General features: G+C 74.1%; 21 protein-coding genes. 10 read left to right on the top strand and 11 right to left on the bottom strand.

Annotated elements, in window-relative coordinates; genetic code table 11:
• Positions 1 to 11 precede the first annotated feature (11 nt).
• The 5 genes from pqqB to pqqA all read right to left on the bottom strand — a co-directional run bounded on the left by pqqB (position 12) and on the right by pqqA (position 3,219).
• Positions 12 to 911, bottom strand: coding sequence for a pyrroloquinoline quinone biosynthesis protein PqqB (gene pqqB / locus OHA81_RS24955; protein ID WP_329199391.1), 900 nt, complete (start codon positions 909 to 911; stop codon positions 12 to 14).
• Positions 908 to 2,032, bottom strand: coding sequence for a pyrroloquinoline quinone biosynthesis protein PqqE (gene pqqE, locus OHA81_RS24950; protein ID WP_329199389.1), 1,125 nt, complete (start codon positions 2,030 to 2,032; stop codon positions 908 to 910). Before pqqE ends, pqqB begins: the two co-directional genes overlap by 4 nt.
• Complete coding sequence (gene pqqD, locus OHA81_RS24945) at positions 2,023 to 2,277, bottom strand: pyrroloquinoline quinone biosynthesis peptide chaperone PqqD (RefSeq protein ID WP_329199387.1); 255 nt, start codon at positions 2,275 to 2,277, stop codon at positions 2,023 to 2,025. Before pqqD ends, pqqE begins: the two co-directional genes overlap by 10 nt.
• A 40-nt stretch (positions 2,278 to 2,317) precedes the next feature.
• Complete coding sequence (pqqC, locus tag OHA81_RS24940; protein ID WP_329199385.1) at positions 2,318 to 3,016, bottom strand: pyrroloquinoline-quinone synthase PqqC; 699 nt, start codon at positions 3,014 to 3,016, stop codon at positions 2,318 to 2,320.
• 83 nt (positions 3,017 to 3,099) lie between these two features.
• Positions 3,100 to 3,219, bottom strand: coding sequence for a pyrroloquinoline quinone precursor peptide PqqA (pqqA, locus tag OHA81_RS24935; RefSeq protein WP_190187566.1), 120 nt, complete (start codon positions 3,217 to 3,219; stop codon positions 3,100 to 3,102).
• 172 nt (positions 3,220 to 3,391) lie between these two features.
• On the opposite strand from pqqA, the gene OHA81_RS24930 reads away from it, so the two are divergent.
• The 4 genes from OHA81_RS24930 (at position 3,392) to OHA81_RS24915 (ending at position 7,018) form a co-directional block, all read left to right on the top strand.
• Positions 3,392 to 4,024: a hypothetical protein gene (locus tag OHA81_RS24930; protein ID WP_329199381.1), complete on the top strand. Its 633-nt coding sequence runs from the start codon at positions 3,392 to 3,394 to the stop codon at positions 4,022 to 4,024.
• A 115-nt stretch (positions 4,025 to 4,139) separates the two neighbouring features.
• A complete protein-coding gene (locus OHA81_RS24925; RefSeq protein ID WP_329202536.1) occupies positions 4,140 to 4,370 on the top strand; it encodes a ferredoxin in 231 nt (76 codons plus the stop codon).
• On the top strand, positions 4,363 to 5,754 hold the full coding sequence (locus tag OHA81_RS24920) for an NAD(P)/FAD-dependent oxidoreductase (RefSeq protein WP_329199379.1): 1,392 nt from the start codon (positions 4,363 to 4,365) through the stop codon (positions 5,752 to 5,754). The genes OHA81_RS24925 and OHA81_RS24920 overlap by 8 nt, the downstream gene beginning before the upstream one ends.
• Positions 5,755 to 5,779: 25 nt before the next feature.
• A complete protein-coding gene (locus tag OHA81_RS24915; protein ID WP_329199377.1) occupies positions 5,780 to 7,018 on the top strand; it encodes a cytochrome P450 in 1,239 nt (412 codons plus the stop codon).
• 39 nt (positions 7,019 to 7,057) lie between these two features.
• Here the strand turns inward: OHA81_RS24915 and OHA81_RS24910 are convergent, their stop codons facing one another.
• Positions 7,058 to 7,792, bottom strand: coding sequence for a tyrosine-protein phosphatase (locus tag OHA81_RS24910; RefSeq protein ID WP_329199375.1), 735 nt, complete (start codon positions 7,790 to 7,792; stop codon positions 7,058 to 7,060).
• 67 nt (positions 7,793 to 7,859) lie between these two features.
• On the bottom strand, positions 7,860 to 8,528 hold the full coding sequence (locus OHA81_RS24905) for an O-methyltransferase (protein WP_329199374.1): 669 nt from the start codon (positions 8,526 to 8,528) through the stop codon (positions 7,860 to 7,862).
• 241 nt (positions 8,529 to 8,769) lie between these two features.
• On the opposite strand from OHA81_RS24905, the gene OHA81_RS24900 reads away from it, so the two are divergent.
• The gene (locus OHA81_RS24900) at positions 8,770 to 11,106 is read left to right on the top strand and encodes an immune inhibitor A domain-containing protein (protein WP_329199371.1); all 2,337 of its coding nucleotides are present in this window, start codon (positions 8,770 to 8,772) and stop codon (positions 11,104 to 11,106) included.
• Positions 11,107 to 11,172: 66 nt separating this feature from the next.
• Here the strand turns inward: OHA81_RS24900 and OHA81_RS24895 are convergent, their stop codons facing one another.
• Complete coding sequence (locus tag OHA81_RS24895) at positions 11,173 to 12,225, bottom strand: phosphatidylinositol-specific phospholipase C domain-containing protein (RefSeq protein WP_329199369.1); 1,053 nt, start codon at positions 12,223 to 12,225, stop codon at positions 11,173 to 11,175.
• 203 nt (positions 12,226 to 12,428) lie between these two features.
• Here OHA81_RS24895 and OHA81_RS24890 point away from each other — a divergent pair, with 203 nt between their 5' ends.
• The 5 genes from OHA81_RS24890 (at position 12,429) to lepB (ending at position 17,237) form a co-directional block, all read left to right on the top strand.
• Positions 12,429 to 13,403 (top strand): trypsin-like serine peptidase, encoded by a 975-nt coding sequence (locus tag OHA81_RS24890; protein ID WP_329199367.1) that lies wholly within the window; start codon positions 12,429 to 12,431, stop codon positions 13,401 to 13,403.
• Positions 13,404 to 13,657: 254 nt separating this feature from the next.
• Positions 13,658 to 14,926, top strand: a complete 1,269-nt coding sequence (gene cbiE / locus OHA81_RS24885) for a precorrin-6y C5,15-methyltransferase (decarboxylating) subunit CbiE (RefSeq protein WP_329199365.1) — start codon at positions 13,658 to 13,660, stop codon at positions 14,924 to 14,926.
• Positions 14,923 to 15,672: a precorrin-4 C(11)-methyltransferase gene (cobM, locus tag OHA81_RS24880; RefSeq protein ID WP_329199363.1), complete on the top strand. Its 750-nt coding sequence runs from the start codon at positions 14,923 to 14,925 to the stop codon at positions 15,670 to 15,672. Before cbiE ends, cobM begins: the two co-directional genes overlap by 4 nt.
• Positions 15,662 to 16,423, top strand: a complete 762-nt coding sequence (locus OHA81_RS24875) for a cobalt-precorrin-6A reductase (RefSeq protein ID WP_329199361.1) — start codon at positions 15,662 to 15,664, stop codon at positions 16,421 to 16,423. The genes cobM and OHA81_RS24875 overlap by 11 nt, the downstream gene beginning before the upstream one ends.
• Before the next feature lie 112 nt (positions 16,424 to 16,535).
• Positions 16,536 to 17,237 carry a signal peptidase I gene (gene lepB, locus OHA81_RS24870; RefSeq protein ID WP_329199359.1) on the top strand — a complete coding sequence of 234 codons (702 nt, stop codon included), beginning with the start codon at positions 16,536 to 16,538 and terminating at the stop codon, positions 17,235 to 17,237.
• An 83-nt stretch (positions 17,238 to 17,320) separates the two neighbouring features.
• Here lepB and OHA81_RS24865 read toward each other — a convergent pair whose 3' ends face one another.
• The 3 genes from OHA81_RS24865 to cobG are packed head-to-tail and all read right to left on the bottom strand — an operon-like array spanning position 17,321 to position 20,768.
• Positions 17,321 to 18,826, bottom strand: a complete 1,506-nt coding sequence (locus tag OHA81_RS24865) for a precorrin-2 C(20)-methyltransferase (protein WP_329199357.1) — start codon at positions 18,824 to 18,826, stop codon at positions 17,321 to 17,323.
• Entirely contained in the window at positions 18,823 to 19,470 is a 648-nt protein-coding gene (locus OHA81_RS24860; RefSeq protein WP_329199355.1) for a precorrin-8X methylmutase, read from the bottom strand. Before OHA81_RS24860 ends, OHA81_RS24865 begins: the two co-directional genes overlap by 4 nt.
• Positions 19,467 to 20,768 carry a precorrin-3B synthase gene (gene cobG / locus OHA81_RS24855; RefSeq protein ID WP_329199353.1) on the bottom strand — a complete coding sequence of 434 codons (1,302 nt, stop codon included), beginning with the start codon at positions 20,766 to 20,768 and terminating at the stop codon, positions 19,467 to 19,469. Before cobG ends, OHA81_RS24860 begins: the two co-directional genes overlap by 4 nt.
• Positions 20,769 to 21,011: the final 243 nt, after the last annotated feature.

Genomic DNA, 21,011 nt, shown 5'->3' with positions numbered 1-21,011 from the left:
CCTTCGGGTGCTCAGAGTTCCAGGCGCGTTCCGTCCGCCGGGATCTGCGCCCCGGCCCCGCGGACCTCCAGGTGCTCCTCGGAGCGGGGATCGGCCATCGGGTTGGTGTTGTTCAGGTGCGTGTACGCCCACCGGGTGTCCGGCCGCGTGGCGCGCAGCCGCCGGACGTGCTCCAGGCTGGCGCCCTCCCCCACCACCGGCAGGTGGCCCATCGCCGCCTGCGGTGCCGTCGTCCCCGCGGCGCCCGTCGCACCGCCGAACTCCCGCGCCGTGTGGAACGTACCGTCGAGCAGTACGTAGCCGGCGCCCGCCGTGAAGGCGTCGAAGCCGTCGGGCCAACCGGCCAGGCAGGGCGCGTACACGAAGGCGCCGCCCGTGGCCGGGTCCTCGAAGCGGTAGGCGACCACCCACGGTCCCGCTTCGGCCGACGTACGCGCGTACTTGGGGCGTTTGTCGCCGACCGCGAAGGCGGTGACCCGCAGCCCCCCGATGTCCCTCGCTCCGCCCGCCGCGAGCTCGGACCATTCCCAGCCGCTGTAGCCGCCGAGGATCCCGCGCACCGGGAAGCCGTCGTCCAGCGCCCCGAGTACGGCCCGGCTCGCCCACACCCGCAGCCCGCCGCCTTCGCGGAGCATCATCAGGCCGAGCGTGTGGTCGAGTTCGGCGTCGGTGAGCAGCACCCCGCGCACCGGGGTCTGGCGGGGGCCGGGGCCGGCAGCCAGCTCCGGGGTCGCGAGGATCTGCGCGCGGATGTCGGGCGAGGCGTTGACGAGGTACCAGTCGCGGCCGTTCGCGCTGACGGCGACGCCGTCCTGGCTGCGGGCGGGCGCACCCGAGGTGCACACGGGGCAGGCGCAGTTCCACTGCGGGCAGCCGCCGCCGGCCGCCGTGCCGAGCAGGATGACCTTCACCGGCGCACCGCCGCAACCGGGCGGGGTCCGCGCATGACCATCTCGGGCGCAGCCGCGCCGGGCGTGGCCAGCAGCAGGTCGACGACGCCGCGCCGGTCCGACTTGGAGCAGACGGGGTCGGTCGCGGCCGCGTCCCCGGTGAGCAGGAACGCCTGGCAGCGGCAGCCGCCGTGGTCGACGGAGCGCCGGTCGCAGCTGCGGCACAGGTCCGGCATCCATTCCTCGCCGCGGTAGGCGTTGAAGGAGCCGGACTTGTACCAGATGTCGCCGAGGGGGGTGTCCTTGACGTTGTCGAGGGTGAGGGTGGTGATCGCGCCGGCCGCGGGGCAGGGCAGCACGGTGCCGTCGGGGGCGACCGTCAGCTGGAGCGCGCCCCAGCCGTGCATGCACGGCTTGGGGTAGGGCTCGTAGTAGTCCGCGAGCACGTACACGATCTCCATCGTGCCTTTGAGCCGCTCGATGGCGGCCCGGACGACCGGTTCGGCCGCCGCCAGCTGGTCGGGGGTGGGCATCAGGGCGGCCCGGTTGCGCAGCGCCCAGCCGTAGTACTGGGTGTTGGCGAGCTCCAGGCGGTCGGCGCCCATGGCTTCGGCGAGTTCGATGAGGCCGGCGAGCTGGTCGTGGTTGCCGCGGTGCAGGACGGCGTTGACGGTCAGGGGCAGGCCGCGTGCGCGCACCAGCGCCGCGGCGGTGATCTTGTGGTGGTGGGCCCGGGCGCCGGCGAGGAGGTCGGCCCGTTCGGCGGTCGCACCCTGCACCGACAGCTGTACGTGGTCCAGGCCGCGCTCGGCCAGGTCCGCGAGGCGTGCTTCGGTCAGTCCGAGACCGCTCGTGACGAGGTTGACGTACGCGCCGAGGCCGCTCACGTGCGAGACGAGCTCGGGCAGGTCGGGGCGGGCCAGCGGCTCGCCGCCCGACAGGTGCACCTGCAGGACGCCGATCTCCCGGGCCTGGGTGAACACCTCCGTCCACTGCGCAGTGGTCAACTCCTTCTCGCGCTCGATGAGTTCGAGCGGGTTGGAGCAGTAGCCGCAGTGCAGCGGGCAGCGGTGGGTGAGTTCGGCGAGCAGCCCCAGCGGCGGGGCGGCGGCCGGTGTCTGCGGTGCGGGGGTCAGGTCCATCGGACGACTCCGTTCTCGGCGAGCCGTGCCAGCACCGCACCGACCTCTTCCTCGCGCACCCCGGCGTACGTGGCGCCCAGCGCCTCGGCGATCCCCGGTACGGTCGTCACCCCGTCGCACAGTTCGAGCACCGAGACGGCCGTGCGGTTGGGCACGAGCACGCCTTCGGGGTGGAGGACGACGTGGGTCTGCCGGGTCTTGTCGTAGATGAGCCGCACACCGCGGCCGAGTACGGGCCGCTCCACGGCCACTCCTTCTCGCAGGTCTCGCAGGTTCGGTTCCCCGTCACCCGGGCACGGTGACGGCGGCGCGTTCGATGGCGTCGAGCATCAGCCACAGCACCTCGCACTTGAAGCGGAGCGCGGCGACGGCCGCGTCCTGGTGCTCGCGGGTGGTGGCGTACCGGACGACGATGTCGAGGGTGCCCTTGCCCTCCCCGGAGACCGCTTCGATCCGGTCGGTGAAGTAGGCGAGGTCCTCGGCCCGGATCCAGTCGTAGTGGGCGAGCATGTCGGTGACCCTGCGGGTCATCAGGTGCCCGGCGAACATCTCCGTCAGGCCCGAGGCGATCGCCTCGGTCCACGGCCTCGTGCGGGCGAAGGTGACGTACGCGTCGACCGCGAACCGCACCCCGGGCAGCAGGTGGCGTTCGTCCAGCACCTCTTCGCGGGTCAGGCCCACGGCCTCGCACAGCCGCATCCAGCGCTCGATGCCGCCCTCGTCGCCGGGGGTGCCGTCGTGGTAGGCGAGGCGGTCCACCCAGGCCCGCCGGACCTCGGGCAGCGGGCAGTTGCTGATGATCGCCGCGTCCTTCTGCGGCAGCATGCGCTGGTAGTACCAGCGGTTCGCGGCCCACAGCCGCAGCTCGCGCCGGTCCAGGGCGCCGCTGTGCAGGCGCCGGTGGAAGGGGTGGGCGCCCCAGTAGGAGGAGGACAGCCCGCGCAGGGCGCCGATGAACTCGGACTCGCCCAGAAGTGTGGTCATATCGGTTTCCCGCCCGTGGTCCGTCGTCCTGTGACCGTGGCGGGCGCCGGTGTGCACCGGCCCCCGCCGTCCCGAGGGCCGGTTCACTTCTCCAGGCGCGCGGCGTACGCGGTGACCTCGAAAGCCGTCTCGAAGGCGACGAAGTCGGGGGTCGTCCACACCTCGGTGGTCCACGCCTCGGGGGTCTCGGTGATCTCAGCCATGGGGTGCTCCTTCGCTCGATGCCCTGCCGATTCGGGCAGAAACCTACGGCCGCCGGCGGCCGCCTTCGATCCCCTAAACACCCCTGACCACCGCCCGGCACCCCTGCCACGGGCGTCACCCGGCCGGCTGACCCCGTTGGCCGTCGGGCGCCGGGCCCGGCTTGCTGGACGGATGAGACAGCGATCACCGGGCGCGTCCCGGACCCAGAACCTGGAGACGCCCCGGGCGGCGGGAATGGCGGGCATCGTCTTCGCGGTCCTGCTGGCCGCGGCGATCGTGCTCGCCCGTCTCGCGCTGCCGGAAGGAGCCGGCGACTCCGCGGTGCAGCCCGACGCGGGACAGCGCAGCCAGCTGAGCACGGCCGTGGCACTCGTCCCCTTCGCCGGCATCGCCTTCCTGTGGTTCATGGGCGCCGTGCGCGCGCACACCGGGGAGGCCGAGGACCGGTTCGTCGCCACCGTCTTCCTGGGCAGCGGACTGGTCTTCGTCGCCTCCCTCTTCGGCGCCTCCGCGGCCGCCGGGACCGTGCTCTCCGCCCACCAGCCGCAGGACTTCGGCCGGTACTTCGCGTACGAGCTGCTCACGACGTACGGCATGCGGATGGCCGCCGTCTTCGTCTTCGCGACGTCCACCATCGGACGCAAGCTGGGCGTCTTCCCCCGCGCGCTGAGCGTGGCCGGGCTCGTGGCCGGCCTGGCGCTCCTGGTGGTGGGCTCCTCCGTGCCGTGGTCCGAGCTGGTCTTCCCCGCCTGGGCGCTCCTGATCAGCCTGTACATCCTGCGGGCCGCCCGCCCCGCTCCCTGAGGGCGCGGGAGCGGGCGGCCGTCACCCCGATGGTCCGCCCGGACGGGCCGGAACGGCGCGCGCACGGCACGCTGGTCCGGGGAGCCCAGGGGGTCACCGAAAGGACCGCACGTTGCTGAGGCTTGTCGTCGATCTCAACCGGTGCCAGGGGTACGCGCAGTGCGCGTTCCTCGCGCCCGACGTCTTCGCGATGCACGGGGACGAGGGGCTCCTCTACGATCCGCAGGCCGAGGAGGCCCAGCGCGAGCGGCTGGCGCAGGCCGCCGCCGCCTGCCCCGTACAGGCCATCCTCGTCGACGACCTGGACCGCGACCTGGCGGGTGCCGCGGAGGGCCGCGATGCATGAAGTGACCCTGGACCACCTCAAGCGCGAGGGCCGGATCGTCGTGGTGGGGGCCTCGCTGGCCGGGCTGCGCGCCGCCGAGACCATCCGCGACAAGGGCTTCACCGGCTCGCTGACCATGATCGGTGACGAGCCGTACGAGCCGTACGACCGCCCGCCGCTCTCCAAGGGCGTCCTGCTCGGCAAGTCGACCGCCGAACGCACCGCGCTGCCCCGCCGCCGCGCCATCGACGCCGAGTGGCGGCTGGGCACGGCGGCGACCGGCCTCGACATGGCCGCCCGGCGCGTCAGGCTCGCCGACGGCGACGAGGTCCCGTACGACCGGCTGCTGATCGCGACCGGCGTACGGGCACGGCCCTGGCCGAACGCGGCCGAGGGCGAGCTCGACGGGGTGTTCGTGCTGCGCACCCGCGACGACGGCGCGGCGCTCGCGCGACGGCTGGACGCCGGACCCCGCAGGGTCCTGGTGATCGGCGCCGGGTTCACCGGCTCGGAGATCGCCTCGGCGTGCCGGGAACGCGGGGTGCAGGTCACCGTCGCCGAACGCGGCGACGCGCCCCTCGTGGGCGCGCTGGGCGGGGTGATCGGGGCGGTGGCCGCCGAACTCCAGCGGGAGAACGGCGTCGACCTGCGCACCGGCGTCATGGTCACCGCCCTGGAGGGCGACTCCACCGGACGGGTGCGGGCCGCGCACCTGTCCGACGGCACCACGCTGGAGTGCGACGTGGTCGTCGTCTCGCTGGGCGCCCAGCGCAACACCGAATGGCTGGCCGGCTCCGGACTCGGCGCGGGGCCGCGCGGCATCGCCTGCGACGCGGGCTGCCGGGCCTTCGACATCCGGGGCATCGTCACTGACGACATCTACGTCGCGGGCGACGTGGCCCGCTCCCCGCACCCCCTGTTCGGATACCAGTTCCTGTCGCTGGAACACTGGGGCAACGCGGTCTCCCAGGCGGAGACCGCCGCCCACAACATGCTCAGCGTGAGCACGGACCGGCGGCCGCACATCTGGGTGCCGGCCTTCTGGTCCTCGCAGTTCGGGGTCAACATCAAGTCCGTCGGCGTGCCGTCGATGGGCTCCGAGATCATGATCGCCCAGGGTTCGCTCGCGGAACGCCGCTTCACCGGCGTGTACGGGTACCAGGGCCGCGTCATCGGGGCCGTCACCTTCGACAACTCCCGGTGGCTGCAGTTCTACCAGCAGCAGATCGAGACGACCGCGCCCTTCCCGGTGCCGTTCCCGACGGTCGACCGGCGCCCCGACGGCCACCGGCCCGTCCCGGCCGACTTCCCCGACCCGTCCGTGCCCACGCACGGGCCGACCATCACCCTCAGCGGATATTCGCCGGCCGACCGGCGGATGACGTTCACCCCCGCCGGGCACTGACCCGCAGGCCCCCGGAGGACCCGCAATGACCCACGGCATCCTGAGCGACATCCTGGACTACGCCAACCGCGCGAACCCGTACCCGCTGTACGAGGAACTGCGCAGGACTCCCGTCTTCCACGACGGGAGCGGGCCGTACGTCATCAGTACCTACTACGAGATCCAGAGCCTGCTGCACGACCCGAGGCTCAGCTCCGACGCCCGCAACCTGGCCGCGACGGCCGCAGACCCGCTGGCCGGGGAGGCCGAGGAGGAGGCGGCGCTGCCGCCCAGCTTCCTCAAGCTGGACCCGCCCGAACACGACCGGCTCCGCCGGATGACCAACCGGCCCTTCGGGCCGCCGCACTCCCCGCGCCGCGTGGACGGGATGCGCGACGACCTGCGCGCCATCGTCACGGGGCTCATCGACAACCTCGGGGACCCCGGACAGATCGACCTGGTCGACCAGTTCGCCTACCCGTTCCCCGTCACCATGATCTGCCGGCTGCTCGGGGTGCCGCGCGAGGACGAGCCCCGCTTCCACGTCTGGGCGGACACCCTCGCCGCGAGCCTGGACCCCGACCCGGACGCGGACCCCGCCGAACGGCAGCGCAAGACCCACGACTCCCGCATGGAGCTCGGCATGTACCTGGCCGGGCTGATCGAGGAGCGGCGCAAGCACCCCGGTGACGACATGCTGTCCCAACTGGCGGCCGGGCACGGTCAGGACGAGTCCATGTCCACCATGGAACTGCTCAGCACCGCCGCCCTGCTGCTGATCGCCGGCCACGAGACGACGGTCAACCTGATCACGAACGGGATGCTCACGCTGCTGCGCAACCCCGACGTACTGGAGCGGCTGCGCCGGGAGCCGGAGCTCGCGGCGCCGCTGGTGGAGGAGCTGCTGCGGTTCGAACCGCCGGTACAGCTGCTGCCGCAGCGCACCCCGCTCGTCGACATCGAGGTGGGCGGTGTCACCATCCCCAAGGGCTCCTCGATGTGGCTGATCCTCGCCTCGGGCAACCGGGACCCCAAGCGCTTCGAGAACCCCGACCGCTTCGATCCCGACCGCCGGGACGTCCAGCACCTGGGCCTCGGCAGCGGCATCCACAGCTGCTTCGGCGCCCCCCTGGCCCGCCTGGAGGCACAGCTCGCCCTCACCGAGCTGGCCCGCCGCCTGCACAACCCCCGCCTCCTGGAGGACCCGCCCCCGTACCGCCAGAACGCCGTCCTGCGCGGCCCCCGCCACCTCCGCATCGCCTGTGACGAGGTCCGCTCGGCCTAGAGCCGGGGTTCGACGACTGCCGGCCGCCCGCGCGTGCGCTCAGGCGGTCAGCAGTCGTTCGCGCAGGCGCAAGACCGTGGCCGGGGTGATGCCGACGCGGTCGAGGAGGTAGGCGCGGGGGGAGCCGTAGCGGGCCGTCAGATCGTCGAGGACGAGGGCGAGGACCGTCGCGGGGGCGCGGCCGTACGAGGGCCAGCCCATCGTGCGCCCGGGGTGGGCGGTGTGCCAGTCGGCGAGGAGGCGGGCCGTGGCCAGCTCGGTGAGGGCGAAGTCGGCCAGGACGTCCTCCCGGGAGACCCCGAGCAGCGTCAGCACGAAGGCGGCGATCAGCCCGGTGCGGTCCTTGCCGGAGGTGCAGTGGAACACCGTGGCCCCCGGCTCGGCCCCGGCGATCAGCTCCAGCGCGCCGCGGATCTCCTCGGCCCCGTCCTCGGTGACCTCGGCGGCGCGGTCCGCGAGGTAGCGCCAGGGGTCGACGGCGGGATCGATCGCGGCCTGGTCGTAGGGCCGGTGCTCGATGCTGAGGTTGGCGTACACGAACCGGTGCGCTTCGGGTACCCGCCCTTTGGCGTCGGCCTCCCACGGGTAGCGCAGGTCGATGACGGTCCGTATGCCGAGCTCCAGGAACCGCTGCCAGTCGGCGCCGCGGAGTTTGCCGAGGGAGTCGGCGCGGTAGAGCGCGCCCCAGGCGACCCGGCGGCCGTCGACGCAGCGGTAGCCGCCCAGGTCGCGGAAGTTGTGCAGGCGTTCGAACTCGATGTGGCGACTCGTCACGTGCGGGCTCCTGTCCGGTGCGGTGGTCTTCCGGTCAGGATGATCCCTCAGCCGTCGCGGCCCGCGCTCAGCGTTTGCGCGCCACCGTGAGGCCGTCCGCGATCGGCAGCGTGACCGACTCGACCCGCTCGTCGGCCCGCACGTGCGCGTTGAACTCCCGGATGGCCAGGGCGTTGCCCGTGGCGTCGGGGCGGACCGCCTCGCCGCCGTACAGGACGTTGTCCGCGAGCAGCAGGCCGCCCGGGCGTACGCGGGGCACGAGTTCGTCCCAGTAGGCGCGGTACCCGGTCTTGTCGGCGTCCAGGAACACCAGGTCGATCACCGGCTCGGGCGGCAGGTCGCGCAGGGTCTCCAGGGCGGGGGCGATCCTCAGATCGATGCGGTCGGCGACCCCGGCCGCCTTCCAGGCCTCCTGGGCGATGCTCGTCCACTCCTCGGAGACGTCGCAGGTGAGGACCTTGCCGCCGGGGAGCAGGCCCTGGGCGAGGGCGAGCGTGGAGTAGCCGGTGAAGGTGCCGACTTCGACGATGCGCAGGGCGCCGGCGAGCTTCGCCAGCAGGGTGAGGAGGACGCCCTGCTCGTGCGGGACCTGCATCTCGGAGGGGCCGCCGAGGGCGTGCGTGCGCGCGATCAGCTGCCGTTGGACGGGGGTGGCGGGTTCGGCCTGGTCGACCAGGTAGGCGTACACCTCGGGCGTGAGGGGCACGGTCTTCGCTTCGTGGGGGGCACGGGGCATGGAGTTGCTCGGTCCTTTCTCAGGGGGTGCGCGGTGGGCGCGGTGGCCGTCATGTCCGGCCGCCCCGCCCCGCACACCTGCTTATCCAGCGGGGCAACGACGGCGCTGGCCCCTCGGAAACGGCGCCTCCACCCCTCTATCCATGCCCTGTCACATGTGAAATATTACCTGCGCTCCCCGGCCGCCCCGCTGGCCGGCCCGTCGGCCGTCTCCCGGCCAACTCCTGGGAAGGACTCCCGCGTTGCGCAGACTTGCCGTGGCCGGAGCGGCGATATCACTCGCCCTCCTCGCCGCCACCCCCGCACTCGCCGCCTCACCCCCGCCGCCCCCACCCGCGACGGCCGGACAGCAGGCCCCGGCGGCCGCCCAGCAGGCCCCCGCCCCACCGCCCGCGCCGCTCGAACTCCAGCGCCAGGCCCTGCGCCGCCAGGCCCTCGAAGGGATCGCGGCCGGCGGCGGCAACGGCCCCGGCGCCCTGCGCGCCGAGTCCGACCGGACCCTCCCCCGCCAGGCAAAGGTCGGCGACCGGTACGTCGAACTCGCCCAGGAACGCAAGGACAAGGTCTTCGTGATCCTCGCCGAGTTCGGCGACCAGGTGGACACGACGACCGAGTACGAGGGCAAACCGCGGTTCGGCGGCACCCCCGGCCCCCGCCACAACACCATCGGCAAGCCGGCGGCCGAGGACAACCACACGCTGTGGCGCAAGGACTTCGACCGGTCCTTCTACCAGCGGCAGTTCTTCTCCGACGCGCCGGAGTCGGCGAGCATGCGCGCCTACTACCGGCTCCAGTCCTCGGGCCGCTACGACATGGACGGCACCGTCACCGACTGGGTCAAGCTGCCCTGGAACGAGGCGCGTTACGGCACGGACAACTGCTCCGAGCCGGGCCAGTGCCGGACCAACTGGGACCTGGTCCGCGACGCCACCACCGCCTGGTACGACTCGGAGCGGGCGAAGGGACGTCCGGCCGCCGACATCAAGGCGCAGCTGGCCGAGTACGACCAGTGGGACCGCTACGACGCCGATCACGACGGCAACTTCAACGAACCCGACGGCTACCTCGACCACCTCGTCATCGTCCACGCGGGCAAGGACCAGACGTGGGGCGGCGGCGCCCAGGGCAAGGACGCCGTCTGGGCGCACCGCTGGTTCGCGTACTGGGACCAGGCCGGAAGCGCGGGTCCCGCGGGGAACAAGGCGGGCGGCACCCCCGTCGGGGACACCGGCATCTGGGCGGGCGACTACCTCACGGGTGGCGAGAACAGCGGAGCCGGCCTGTTCTCCCACGAGTTCGGCCACGACCTCGGCCTGCCGGACCTCTACAGCTCGGACGGGGACAACGGCGTCAACTTCTGGTCGCTGATGTCGTCGGCCTCCTACCTCGGCAAACGTCCCTCGAGCACCGGCGAGTTCCCCGGCGACCTCGATCCGTGGAGCAAGCTCCAGCTGGGCTGGCTGGAGTACACCGAGGCGGACGCCGGCCGCAGGACCCGCGCGACCCTCGGCGTGTCCGGGTACAACACCGAGGACCCGCAGGCGCTGCTGGTGCACCTGCCGCCCTCACGGACCACGACCGAGCTGACCGACCCGTACGAGGGCGCGAGCCAGTGGTGGAGCGGCACCGGCGACTTCATGGACAACACGCTCGGCCGGACCGTCGACCTCACGGGCACGACCGGACCCGCCGCACTCGACGCCCGCGTCTGGTACGACATCGAGAAGGACTTCGACTTCCTGACGGTGGAGGCCTCCACCGACGGCGGCGCCGTCTGGACCCCGCTCCCGGCAACCGTCGACGGAACGCCGGTTCCGGCCAAGGGCGTCTCCGGCACCTCCGCCGGCTGGACGCGGCTGTCCGTCCCGCTCGACGCCTTCGCGGGCCGCGAGGTCCGGCTGCGGCTGCGCGTCACCTCGGACGGCAACACCCACGGCCGGGGCGTCACCTTCGACGACATCCGCATCACCGCGGGCGGCCGTGAGCTGCTGCACGACGGCGCGGAGCAGGGCGCGAACGGCTGGACGGCGCTCAAGTGGTCCCGCACGGAGGGCCGCAGCGGCAGCGAGGAGCACCCGCGCGCCTACTTCGTCGAGAACCGGCGCTACACGGGCTACGGCAGCCTGCTCAAGACGGGCCCGTACAACTTCGGTTTCACGGGCGACCGGGTCGAGTTCTTCCCGTACCAGGAGGGCGTGCTCGTCTGGCTCTGGGACACCGCGTTCAGCGACAACACCACCAAGGCGCACCCGGGCGGCGGCCTGCTGCTGCCGGTGGACGCCCGGCCGGAGCCGCTCAAGTTCACCGACGGCAGCCTCCTGAACGCCCGGGCGCAGACCTTCGACGCCCCGTTCTCGCTCCGCGCGAGCGGGCGGGTCGTGCTGCACAAGGCGGGGACCCCGCTGGTGATCCCCTCGCGGCCCGGAGTCGCGGTCTTCGACGACCGCCACGGCTCCTACTGGAACCCGGAAGTGCCGCAGCTCGGGGTCAAGGTTCCGGACACCGGCACCCGGGTCGCGGTGGTGAAGGAGGCTTCGGGCGGCGCTCTGACGACGGTCCAGGTGAGCCCTTCCCCCTGAGCCCTTCCCCTGAGCCGGACGGTGGCCCCACCGGCTCAGGGGGGCGCCGGGGCGCCCGGGCGGGGCCTACCCGCGGGGCACCACCGTCGCCAGGACCTTCGGCAGCGGGTACCAGTCCGCCGAGGCTATGGAGGCGTGGTGCCCCGCCATCAGCGCGAGCCGGTCCAGCGCCTGGGTCTCGGTCGGGTGGACGCCGTCGATGGCCGGGGCCACGCCCTGGGCGTCGGTGGCGATCAGCAGGTAGTGGTTGCGGTCGTACCAGCCGGTGTCGATGGAGCCGCCCGCGTACGCGGCCGCATCGCCGTCGAAGACCACGAACCAGGGCCGCAGCGAGGCATCGGCGTAGCGGGCCCGCGGATCGCCCGCCTCGGCGCGGTGCACGGCCGGGAAGGCGGCGGCGCTGCCCAGCCTGCCCGTGGAGGCGAGGCCGCGCAGGTGCGTCGCGTACTCCCGGTCCGTCCAGAGGGTGTCGGCGCCGTTGCCCTCCTCCAAGGTCCCGGGGATCAGCTCGACGAGGAACTTCCCGGCCATGGCGCCGCGGCTCGGCCAGGCCCCGGCGCGGGCCGCGGTGTCCAGGTCGGGGTAGCTGGCGGCCAGCTGCCCGGGACGGTAGACGGCGTCGCCCAGCTTGGCGGTGAGCAGCGCGTCGAGGTCGGCGGGACCGCGCCCCAGGTTGGCGGCGAAGCCGTCCTTGAGCTCCAGCTTGAGCACCACCGGGCGGTGGCCGGGGTGTGCGTCGTGCCAACTGCGGATGTCGGACAGGCAGCCCGCAAGGTTCTGGTCGCGGGATTTGGTGCGCAGCTGCGCGGGGCTGGTGGCGTTCTCGCAGTTGCTGTTGTTGCCGAAGGGGTTGTCGTGCGAGACCCGCCAGGAGCTGCCGAAGAAGTTCGTCCACACGTCGAGTTCGAGCATGGCCGCGCCGGAGTCCAGTGCGTCCGCGAAGTAGGGGTACTTGGCCTTCTCGTAGGCGTTGTGCACGCCGACGCCGGTGGATCCGATGTAGGACAGCCCGTCCTCGGCCCCGGCGGGGGCCGCCGCGCCCAGGGCGAGGCCCAGGCCGAGCGCCGCCACGGCCAGACCGGCCAAGGCCGTGTCCCTCCACCTGTTGCGCAGTCTCATCTCTTCGGCTCCCCTCGGGTCCTTGTCGCTCAAGTCGCCTGGAGGCTAAGGGAGTTCGGTGACGTACGGAAGGACGCGGGATGTCGGGAAAGGGGGCGCGACCGTCCGGCTGTGAGCACCGACACACCGGAATGCGGAACTCCTGCCGCCCGCGCACCGTCGGACGGGACGTCGGAGGAACGTCAGGGGGCGGGGAGCGCCACATGGTCGGCAAGGTGAGGGACCGCGCGGTTCGGGTCTCCGTGCTGCTCGGAATCTGCCTCGCCCTGGTGGCCGGCGGGGCCCTGGTGTGGGGAGAGCTGCGCGCCGTCGCCTCGAACCGCGCCGACGGCGACCCTGGGCAGGGCAGCTACCTCCAGGACCCCGAGCGCGCCGACCGTACGGCCGGTGACGTCCTGGACGGGATCGTCGCCGAGGGCGAGGACCCGCCGGCCGACGCCACGGCCTTCGCGGGGACGGAGTCCGGCTCCGGGGCGTCCGGAGCCCCGGACCCGGTGCGGTGGGCGGACGGCGGCTGGCGGCCCTCCTCGCCGCTGCGGGCCCGCACGGCCCCCTCCGAGCCCGCGATCGGGGCGCTGTTCTCCCCCGGCAACGACTGGGACGCCGACCACCACTGCTCGGCGAGCGTGGTCCACTCGCCCGAGGGCGACCTCATCGCCACCGCCGCGCACTGCGTGTACCAGGACGGCTTCCGCACCAACCTGGCCTTCGTCCCCGGCTACCGCGACGGGAAGGCCCCGTTCGGCGTGTGGGTGCCCACCCGTATCGACGTGGACCCCCGCTGGACGGGCGACGAGGACCCGGACCACGACGTGGCCTTCCTGCGGCTGCGCCGGCCCGGGCACCCGGGTGAGCGGCTGGAGGACGTCACCGGCGCGCTGACGATCCGCTTCCGGCCCCGACTGCCGCTGCCCGCCCGGCTGGTCGGCTACCCGAACGACCGCGAGCAGCCGCTGGAGTGCTACAACACCGCCCGGGCCGAAGGGCCCACGCAGCTGCGGCTGGACTGCGCGGACGTACCGAACGGCACCAGCGGCGGCCCCGTGCTGACCGACGGGCACACCCTGATCGGGGTCATCGGCGGCCGCGACGGGGGCGGCGACGAGACGACCTCGTACAGCAGCTGGTTCGACGACTCCGTCCACGGCCTCTACACGCGGGCGACCGGCGGGCGCTGACCTCGGGCGGCGGTGCGGCGGGGCGGCAGGCGGCTGGGTGGTTGTCCGGTGCGTCGTCGTCCATGCCGCAGAGTCTGTGTGGGGGCCCGGCGCCGGAGCAGGGCCCATCCGGGGCGCCCGGGAGCGCGGCGGGGGCGGACGGGATTCACGCGAGGGCGCCCGCGCGGCACCCGGTGCCACCCTGGTCCCTTCCCCCTTCACCGCGCCCAGTAGGCTGCGGGTCCACCCGCTTCCCGTCCCCGAGGTTCCGCGCCGTGAGCTCCGCCGCACCCCCCCGCCCCGTGACGGTCGTCGGCCTCGGCGCCGACGGCTGGGCCGGGCTCACCGCCGCCGCGCGCTCCGCGCTGGCCACCGCCGAGGTGCTGATCGGCGGCCCCCGGCAGCTGGACCTGCTGCCGGCCGGGGAGTGCCCCGGTGAACGCGTCGCCTGGCCGAGCCCGCTGCGCCCCGCCGTGCCGAAGCTGATGGCCGAGCACGCCGGCCGCCGGATCGCCGTACTGGCCAGCGGCGACCCCATGTTCTACGGGATCGGCCGGGCCCTCGCGCAGGAGCTCGGACCACACGCCCTGCTGGTCCACCCGCACCCCTCCTCCGTGTCGTACGCGTGCGCCCGCCTGGGCTGGCCGGTGGAGGACATCGAGGTGGTCACGGTCGTCGGCCGCCCGGTGGCCCGGGTCGCGGCCGCGTTGTACGAGGGCCGGCGGCTGCTGGTACTGAGTGCCGGGGCGGCCTCCCCGGGCGAGATCGCCGCTCTGCTAAGGGAGCGGGGCTTCGGCCCCAGCCGGATGCGGGTGCTGGAACAGCTCGGCTCCGAGGACGAGACCGCGTACGAGGGCCACGCCGACACCTGGGACCGGGCGCCCGGCGACCCCCTGAACGTGGTCGCCGTGGAGTGCCGGCGCGACCCCGGCGCCGACGTGCCGCGGCTCGGCGCCACCCCCGGCCTGCCCGACACCGCCTACGAACACGACGGCCAGCTCACCAAACGGCACGTCCGCGCGGCGACCCTGTGCGCGCTCGCCCCGGCCCCCGGCGAACTGCTGTGGGACATCGGCGGCGGCTCGGGCTCGATCGGCATCGAGTGGATGCGTACGCACCCCTCCTGCCGCGCCGTGACGGTGGAACGGGTCCCGGAGCGGGCCGAGCGGATCGCCCGCAACGCGGCGGCGCTCGGCGTGCCGGGCCTGCGGGTGGTCACCGGCGCCGCCCCGGCGGCGCTGATCGGACTGCCCGCCCCCGACGCGGTGTTCATCGGTGGCGGCCTGACCGCGCCGGGCCTGTTGGACGCGGCCTGGGCGGCGTTGGCCCCCGGCGGCCGGCTGGTGGTCAACACGGTCACCTTGGAGTCGGAGGCCGCATTGACCGACCGATACCGCCGGCACGGCGGTGAACTGGTGAAGCTGGCCGTCGCGCACGCCGTGCCGGTCGGCGGCTTCACGGGCTGGCGGCAGGCGATGCCCGTCACCCAGTGGACCGTGAGCAAGCCGTGGCCGACGGCGACAGAGACGAGGGAGCAGACATGACCGTGTACTTCATCGGAGCCGGCCCCGGCGCCGCCGACCTGATCACCGTGCGCGGCGCCCGGACCCTGGCGGCCGCCCCCGTCTGCCTGTACGCGGGCAGCCTCGTCCCGCGCGAGCTGCTGGCCGAATGCCCGCCGGGCGCCCGCCTAGTGGACACCTCGCAGCTCAACCTGGACGAGATCGTCGCCGAGTTCGTCCGGGCCGACGCCGCCGGCCAGGACGTGGCGCGGCTCCACTCCGGGGACCCGTCCGTCTTCTCCGCCGTCGCCGAGCAGATGCGCCGCCTCGACGCGGCCGGCATCCCGTACGAAGTCGTCCCGGGCGTACCGGCCTTCGCCGCGGCCGCGGCCGCGCTCAAGCGGGAGCTCACCGTCCCGACCGTGGGCCAGACCGTGATCCTGACCCGGATCGCCCAGCAGGCCACGCCGATGCCGCCCGGCGAGGACCTGGCCACGCTCGGCCGCAGCGGCGCACTGCTCGTCCTGCACCTGGCCACCCGCTACGCGGAGCGGGTCGTCGCCGAACTGCTGCCCCATTACGGGGCCGACTGCCCGGCGGCGGTCGTCGCGATGGCCAGCCGCCCCGACGAGCTGATCCTGCGCGGCACCCTCGCCGACATCGCGGACCAGGTGAAGGCGGCCGGACTGGTGCGCACCGCGGTGATCCTGGTGGGGCGCACCCTCGGCGCCGAGCAGTTCCGCGACAGCCACCTGTACTCCGCCGAACGGGACCGGCATGCCTGCTGATGCCGCCCCCGTGCGGCACGTCCTGATCCTGGGCGGCACGACGGAGGCCCGCCGCCTCGCGGAGGCCCTGGAGGCGGCCCCGTACCGGGTGACGACCTCGCTCGCGGGCCGGGTCGGCGCGCCGGTGCTGCCGCCCGGCGGGACGCGGATCGGCGGGTTCGGCGGCCCGGACGGCCTGGCTGCCTGGATCACCGCCCACGGGGTCACGCACCTGGTCGACGCCACGCACCCCTTCGCGGAGCGCATGAGCTTCAACGCGTCCCGGGCGGCGGCCCTTTCGGCGGTCCCGCTGCTGGCGTTGCGCCGTCCCGGCTGGACGGCGGGGCCCGGCGACGACTGGCACGTCACGGACTCCCTCGCCGGGGCGGCGGCGCTGCTGCCGGAGCTCGGCGCGCGGGTCTTCCTCACCACCGGCCGGATGGGCCTGCACCACTTCGCGCACCTCACCGCGCCCTGGTTCCTGGTGCGTTCGGTGGACGCCCCGGGCCCGCCCGCGCCCCCGCACCTCGAAGTGCTGCTGGCGCGGGGTCCGTTCACCCTGGACGAGGAGCGCGAACTGCTGGCCCGGCACCGGATCGACGTCCTGGTGACCAAGGACAGCGGTGGCGACGCCACCGCTCCGAAGCTCACCGCCGCCCGCGAGGCGGGCGTCCCGGTGGTCGTCGTACGCCGGCCGCCGGTGCCGACGGGCGTGGCGGAGGCCTCCTCGGTGGAGGCGGCCCGGCGCTGGCTGTCGGCCCACCCGGCCTGATCCCCACCCGGCCTGATCCGCCCACCCGGCCTGATCCGCCCGCGCACCGGGGCCGCGGCGGCGTCTGTATAGGCTTCCCGGACACGCTGATGGCCGGAAAGAGATGGTGCTCATGGAACCCGTACCGGGGCGAAGACGGCTGGTCTGGGCAGTCGTGCTGTCGGCCGCCGGGGCGGCGCTGGCGGTACTGCCCGCGGTGGGGGCGTACGCCCTGGGCGCCGACTCCGCGGTGAAGTCGTACTCCGTGCCCGGGGAGTCCATGGACCCGGCCTATCGGCGCGGCGACACGGTCTGGTGCGCCCTGGACGACACGGACGGGCTGCACGTCGGGCGCGGCGACGTCGTGCTGGTCTCCGCCCGGGAGTGGAATCCCGACGGACTGCCCCTGCTCAAGCGCGTGGTGGCGGTCGGCGGCGACCGGATCTCCTACCGCACCGGCGATACGTCACTCCTGCTCGACGGCACGCCCTTGGACGAGCCCTACCTGAAGGACCGTTCGGTGCCGGCGGTGGTCCCCTTCGACGTCACCGTGCCTGCGGGGCGGGTGTTCCTGATGGGTGACAACAGGGTCAACTCGGCTGATTCCTCGATGCACCTCGATGACGAGGGCAGTGGCTCGCTCCCCCTGTCGGCGGTGCGCGGCGAAGCCGTCGAGCGGCCGACGGCGCTGATCGTGGCGGGTGGGGCGCAGGTCCTCGGTCTGCTCGCCTTCGCCGTCGGCGCCGCTCTCGGCGTCGCGGCGTGGGTCGTCCGGCGCCGGGCGGCGGCGCGGGCACGGCGGGCCGCCGCCCCCTGGCCGGTTCCCGGGGCGTGAAAGGGACCGGAGCATGAAGGGGCCCCGGACGCGGCGACCCACGGTCGACGCGCCCGGGGCCCCAGGGCCTCAGCGACGGCCCGTCACGGGTAGCGGCGCGGGGTCCAGGTCAGGCGGGTCCCGTCGGGCCGCTCCGTGACCTGCGTCTGCGAGGAGCCGACCAGCAGGATCGTGCGCATGTCCACCTCTTCCGGTACCAGTGCGTCCAGCGTGACGATCCGGACGGACTGCTCGGGACCGCCCACGTCCCGCGCGACGACCACCGGGGTCTGCGGCGCGCGCAGTTCGAGCAGCAGCTCACGGGCCTGCGCCACCTGCCAGGTCCGGCTGCGCGAGCCCGGGTTGTACAGGGCGAGCACGAGGTCGGCCTGCGCGGCGGACCGCAGCCGCTCCGCGATGACCTCCCAGGGCTTGAGCCGGTCGGAGAGGGAGATCGTGGCGTAGTCGTGGCCCAGCGGGGCCCCGGCCAAAGCGGCGGCCGCGTTGGCGGCGGTCACCCCCGGCAGGACCCGTACGGGCACGTCCTTGTACTCGGCCTGACCCGCGACCTCCAGGACCGCCGTGGCCATGGCGAAGACCCCGGGGTCACCGCCGGAGACCACCGCGACCCGCTTGCCGCGCCGGGCGAGGTCCAGGGCGAACTCGGCGCGCTCGGACTCCACCTTGTTGTCGGAGCCGTGCCGGACCTGGCCCGGCTTCACCGGCACCCGGTCCAGGTACGTGGTGTACCCGACGAGCGCCTCGGCGTCCGCGAGCGCCCGCCGGGTCTGCGGGGTCAGCCACAGCGGGCCGGCCGGCCCGGTCCCGACGACCACGACCTCGCCCGGCCCCGACGGCACGCTGCCCGGGTTGCCGACGCGGCTGGGCACGACGGCGACGGCGAAGTACGGCACGCTGTCCGGGTCGGTGTCGGCGAGGACGCCGGTGCGCTCCCCCGCCATCGTGGCGCGCTCGACGTAGCGGGCCTCGGCGAGCCGGCCGCTGCTCTCCATGGCCCGGCGCACGGCGGGGAAGGTGCGCCCGAGCTTCATCACCACCGCCGAGTCGGTGGCGGCGAGCCGGGCGGTGAGCTCCTCCTCGGGCAGGGTGCCGGGCAGGATGGTCAGTACCTCCTCGCCCTCCACGAGCGGGGTGCCCAGCCGCGCGGCGGCGGCGCTCACCGAGGTCACACCGGGGATCACCTCGGCCTCATAGCGGTCGGCGAGCCGCTTGTGCATGTGCATGTAGGAGCCGTAGAAGAGGGGGTCGCCCTCCGCGAGCACGGCGACGGTCCGGCCGGCGTCGAGGTGCGCGGCGAGGCGGGCGGCGGAAGCCTCGTAGAACTCCTCCATGGCGCCCTGGTAGCCGCCGGGGTGGTCGGTGGTCTCGGTGGTGACCGGGTAGACCAGCGGCTCCTCGATGTGGTCGGCGCGCAGGTGCTCCGCGGCGATCGAGCGGGCGATGGACCGGCCGTGGCGCGCGGAGTGGTACGCGACGACATCGGCTCCGGCGATCACCTCGACGGCCCGCAGGGTCATCAGGGAGGGGTCGCCGGGCCCGAGCCCCACACCGTAGAGCTTTCCGGCGCCGGTGCTGTTCGCGGTGCTCATTCTTCCTCGCTCGCGATCGCGTTGACGGCGGCGGCCGCGATGGCGCTGCCGCCGCGCCGACCCCGCACGATCAAGTGGTCCAGCGCGGAGGGGTGTGCGGCGAGCGCGTCCTTCGACTCGGCGGCGCCGATGAAACCGACCGGGACGCCGATCACGGCGGCGGGGCGGGGCGCGCCCTCCTCGATCATCTCCAGCAGCCGGAACAGCGCGGTCGGCGCGTTGCCCACGGCGATCACGGAGCCCTCCAACAGGCCCCGGTCACGCCACACTTCGAGGGCCGCGGCACTGCGGGTGGTGCCCATCTTGGCGGCGAGCGCCGGGACGGCCGGGTCGGAGAGGGTGCAGATGACGTCGTTGTCCGCGGGCAGCCGCTTGCGGGTGACACCGCTCGCCACCATCTGTACGTCGCACAGGATCGGCGCGCCGGCGTGCAGGGCGGCCCGTGCCCGCAGCACGACGTCGGACGTGTAGCCCAGGTCCTGGGGCAGGTCGGTCATCCCGCAGGCGTGGATCATGCGCACCGCGACCTGGGCGACCGAGGCGGGCAGCCCGGAGAGGTCCGCCTCGGCGCGGATCGTGGCAAAGGACTGGCGGTAGATCGCCGCGCCGTCCTTCTCGTACTCGAACACTGTGTACTCGCTCATTTCTTCGCTGCGTCGTGGGAGGTGGTGCGGCGTGCGTCCCTGAGGGCCGCGGGAAGGTCGGGGGGCTGTACGCCGTGGCGGGGGGCACGGCCGGGGGCGCGGACGTCGTAACCGTCGGGGGTCGCGAGCACGTCCGCCCAGGCGGTCCCCCGCGGGTGTCCGCAGCGCCGTTCGCACCCCGACCAGTGCACGGGCAGCGGTCCGGCCGCGAGGGCGGTGACGGCCCGCGCGTCGGCGCGCACGTCGCTGTGGGACCGGGCGCATCCGGGGCGCCCCGTACAGGCCGTCACGGACCGCCAGGGATCGGTGGGGGTGGTGATCAGCCCGGCGTCGGCGAGGACGGCGAGGCCGCCGGCCGCGGTTGCGGCGGTCAGCCCGGGCACGACGACGCCGCGCCAGGGGGTCAGGCGCAGCTGCCCGGTGAGGCCGGCCAGGAGGTTCCACTGGGCGGTGGTGAGGCGCCCCAGGGGTGCGAGTACGGAGAGCGCCGCGCTCTGCCCGGGTCCTTCGACCAGACCGGGTTCGGGGGCGGCGCCCCGGGGCGCGCCGACGTCGGCCACGACGGTCGCGCGCACTGTGGCGCCCGCCAGCCGCTCGCCCAACTCCCCTACGTGGAGGGCTCGTTCGGCAGGCAGCTCGGCCACGCGCCAGGCCCGCGTCCCGGCCTCCCGGGCGGCGTCGAGGAAGTACCGGGCGGCGACCAGGGCGGCCCGCGGGGCGTCCGCCGCGGACACGAGCAGCCCTTCGCGGGCTCCGGCGGTCGTGAGCAGGGCGTGCCCGGGGTCGCGCGCGAGCAGGTTCACGTCCGCGTCGAGCGAGCTCACGTCGCCGCGACCGTCGTCGAGGGCGAAGAGGAAGCGCCCGGACAGCGCGACGGCCTCTTCGTCCCCGCAAAGCAGCCGGTCCAGTTCCGCGACCCAGGGCGCCACATCGGGCAGCCCGCTGCGGTCGAGCCCGGTCAGCGGCGAGGCGACGACGTTGCGAACCCGCTCGTGGGACGGGGCGGCCAGCAGCCCGGCGTCGGTCAGTGCGCCCGCGAGGTCCCCTCCGCACGACGCGCCCAGCCCACGCAGCTGCACGTTCCCGCGCGAGGTGAGGTCGACGTGCCCGTCGCCGAGCCGGTCCGCCGCATCGGCGAGCAGCCGGGCCGCGCGCGCTCCGAGCATCCCCCCGGGTATCCGCACCCGCGCGAGGTACCCGTCGTCCGCCGCATGCAACCGCAACGCGCCGGGACATGCGTCCCCGCGATCCCGTATGACGGGTTCATCCCGCGATGCGGCGGAAGGCGGCTGTGACATGGCCGCGAGCATACCCACGTTTGCCCACCCCCGACCTGTGTCCACCGCCACCCTGATCTGCGGCGCCCGCCCCCCGGGCCCCCAACTCCCCCTCCAGCCCCTGCCGCCCCTCTCCGGCCCCGGCCGCCCTCCAGCCCCGGCTGCCGCATCCGGCCCCGGCCGGCCCCATCTGGCCCCGCCGCCACCATCCGGCCCCGCCGCCACAATGCAGCCCCGCCGGCGTTTGGGGCGCGGGGGCCCGGG

The sequence above is a fragment of the Streptomyces sp. NBC_00667 genome (assembly GCF_036226825.1).
Lineage (GTDB): Bacteria > Actinomycetota > Actinomycetes > Streptomycetales > Streptomycetaceae > Streptomyces.
This window is presented reverse-complemented; position numbering and strand designations above follow the sequence as displayed.

Bases quoted from the DNA above. Each gene is read 5' to 3' on its own strand.
- cobM (WP_329199363.1), top strand. From the start codon at position 14,923: ATGACCGTGTACTTCATCGGAGCCGGCCCCGGCGCCGCCGACCTGATC.
- lepB (WP_329199359.1), top strand. From the start codon at position 16,536: ATGGAACCCGTACCGGGGCGAAGACGGCTGGTCTGGGCAGTCGTGCTG.
- OHA81_RS24930 (WP_329199381.1), top strand. From the start codon at position 3,392: ATGAGACAGCGATCACCGGGCGCGTCCCGGACCCAGAACCTGGAGACG.
- cobG (WP_329199353.1), bottom strand. From the start codon at position 20,768: ATGTCACAGCCGCCTTCCGCCGCATCGCGGGATGAACCCGTCATACGG.
- pqqA (WP_190187566.1), bottom strand. From the start codon at position 3,219: ATGGCTGAGATCACCGAGACCCCCGAGGCGTGGACCACCGAGGTGTGG.
- OHA81_RS24915 (WP_329199377.1), top strand. From the start codon at position 5,780: ATGACCCACGGCATCCTGAGCGACATCCTGGACTACGCCAACCGCGCG.
- OHA81_RS24875 (WP_329199361.1), top strand. From the start codon at position 15,662: ATGCCTGCTGATGCCGCCCCCGTGCGGCACGTCCTGATCCTGGGCGGC.
- OHA81_RS24890 (WP_329199367.1), top strand. From the start codon at position 12,429: ATGGTCGGCAAGGTGAGGGACCGCGCGGTTCGGGTCTCCGTGCTGCTC.
- OHA81_RS24905 (WP_329199374.1), bottom strand. From the start codon at position 8,528: ATGCCCCGTGCCCCCCACGAAGCGAAGACCGTGCCCCTCACGCCCGAG.
- pqqE (WP_329199389.1), bottom strand. From the start codon at position 2,032: ATGGACCTGACCCCCGCACCGCAGACACCGGCCGCCGCCCCGCCGCTG.
- OHA81_RS24895 (WP_329199369.1), bottom strand. From the start codon at position 12,225: ATGAGACTGCGCAACAGGTGGAGGGACACGGCCTTGGCCGGTCTGGCC.
- OHA81_RS24860 (WP_329199355.1), bottom strand. From the start codon at position 19,470: ATGAGCGAGTACACAGTGTTCGAGTACGAGAAGGACGGCGCGGCGATC.
- OHA81_RS24865 (WP_329199357.1), bottom strand. From the start codon at position 18,826: ATGAGCACCGCGAACAGCACCGGCGCCGGAAAGCTCTACGGTGTGGGG.
- pqqC (WP_329199385.1), bottom strand. From the start codon at position 3,016: ATGACCACACTTCTGGGCGAGTCCGAGTTCATCGGCGCCCTGCGCGGG.
- OHA81_RS24920 (WP_329199379.1), top strand. From the start codon at position 4,363: ATGCATGAAGTGACCCTGGACCACCTCAAGCGCGAGGGCCGGATCGTC.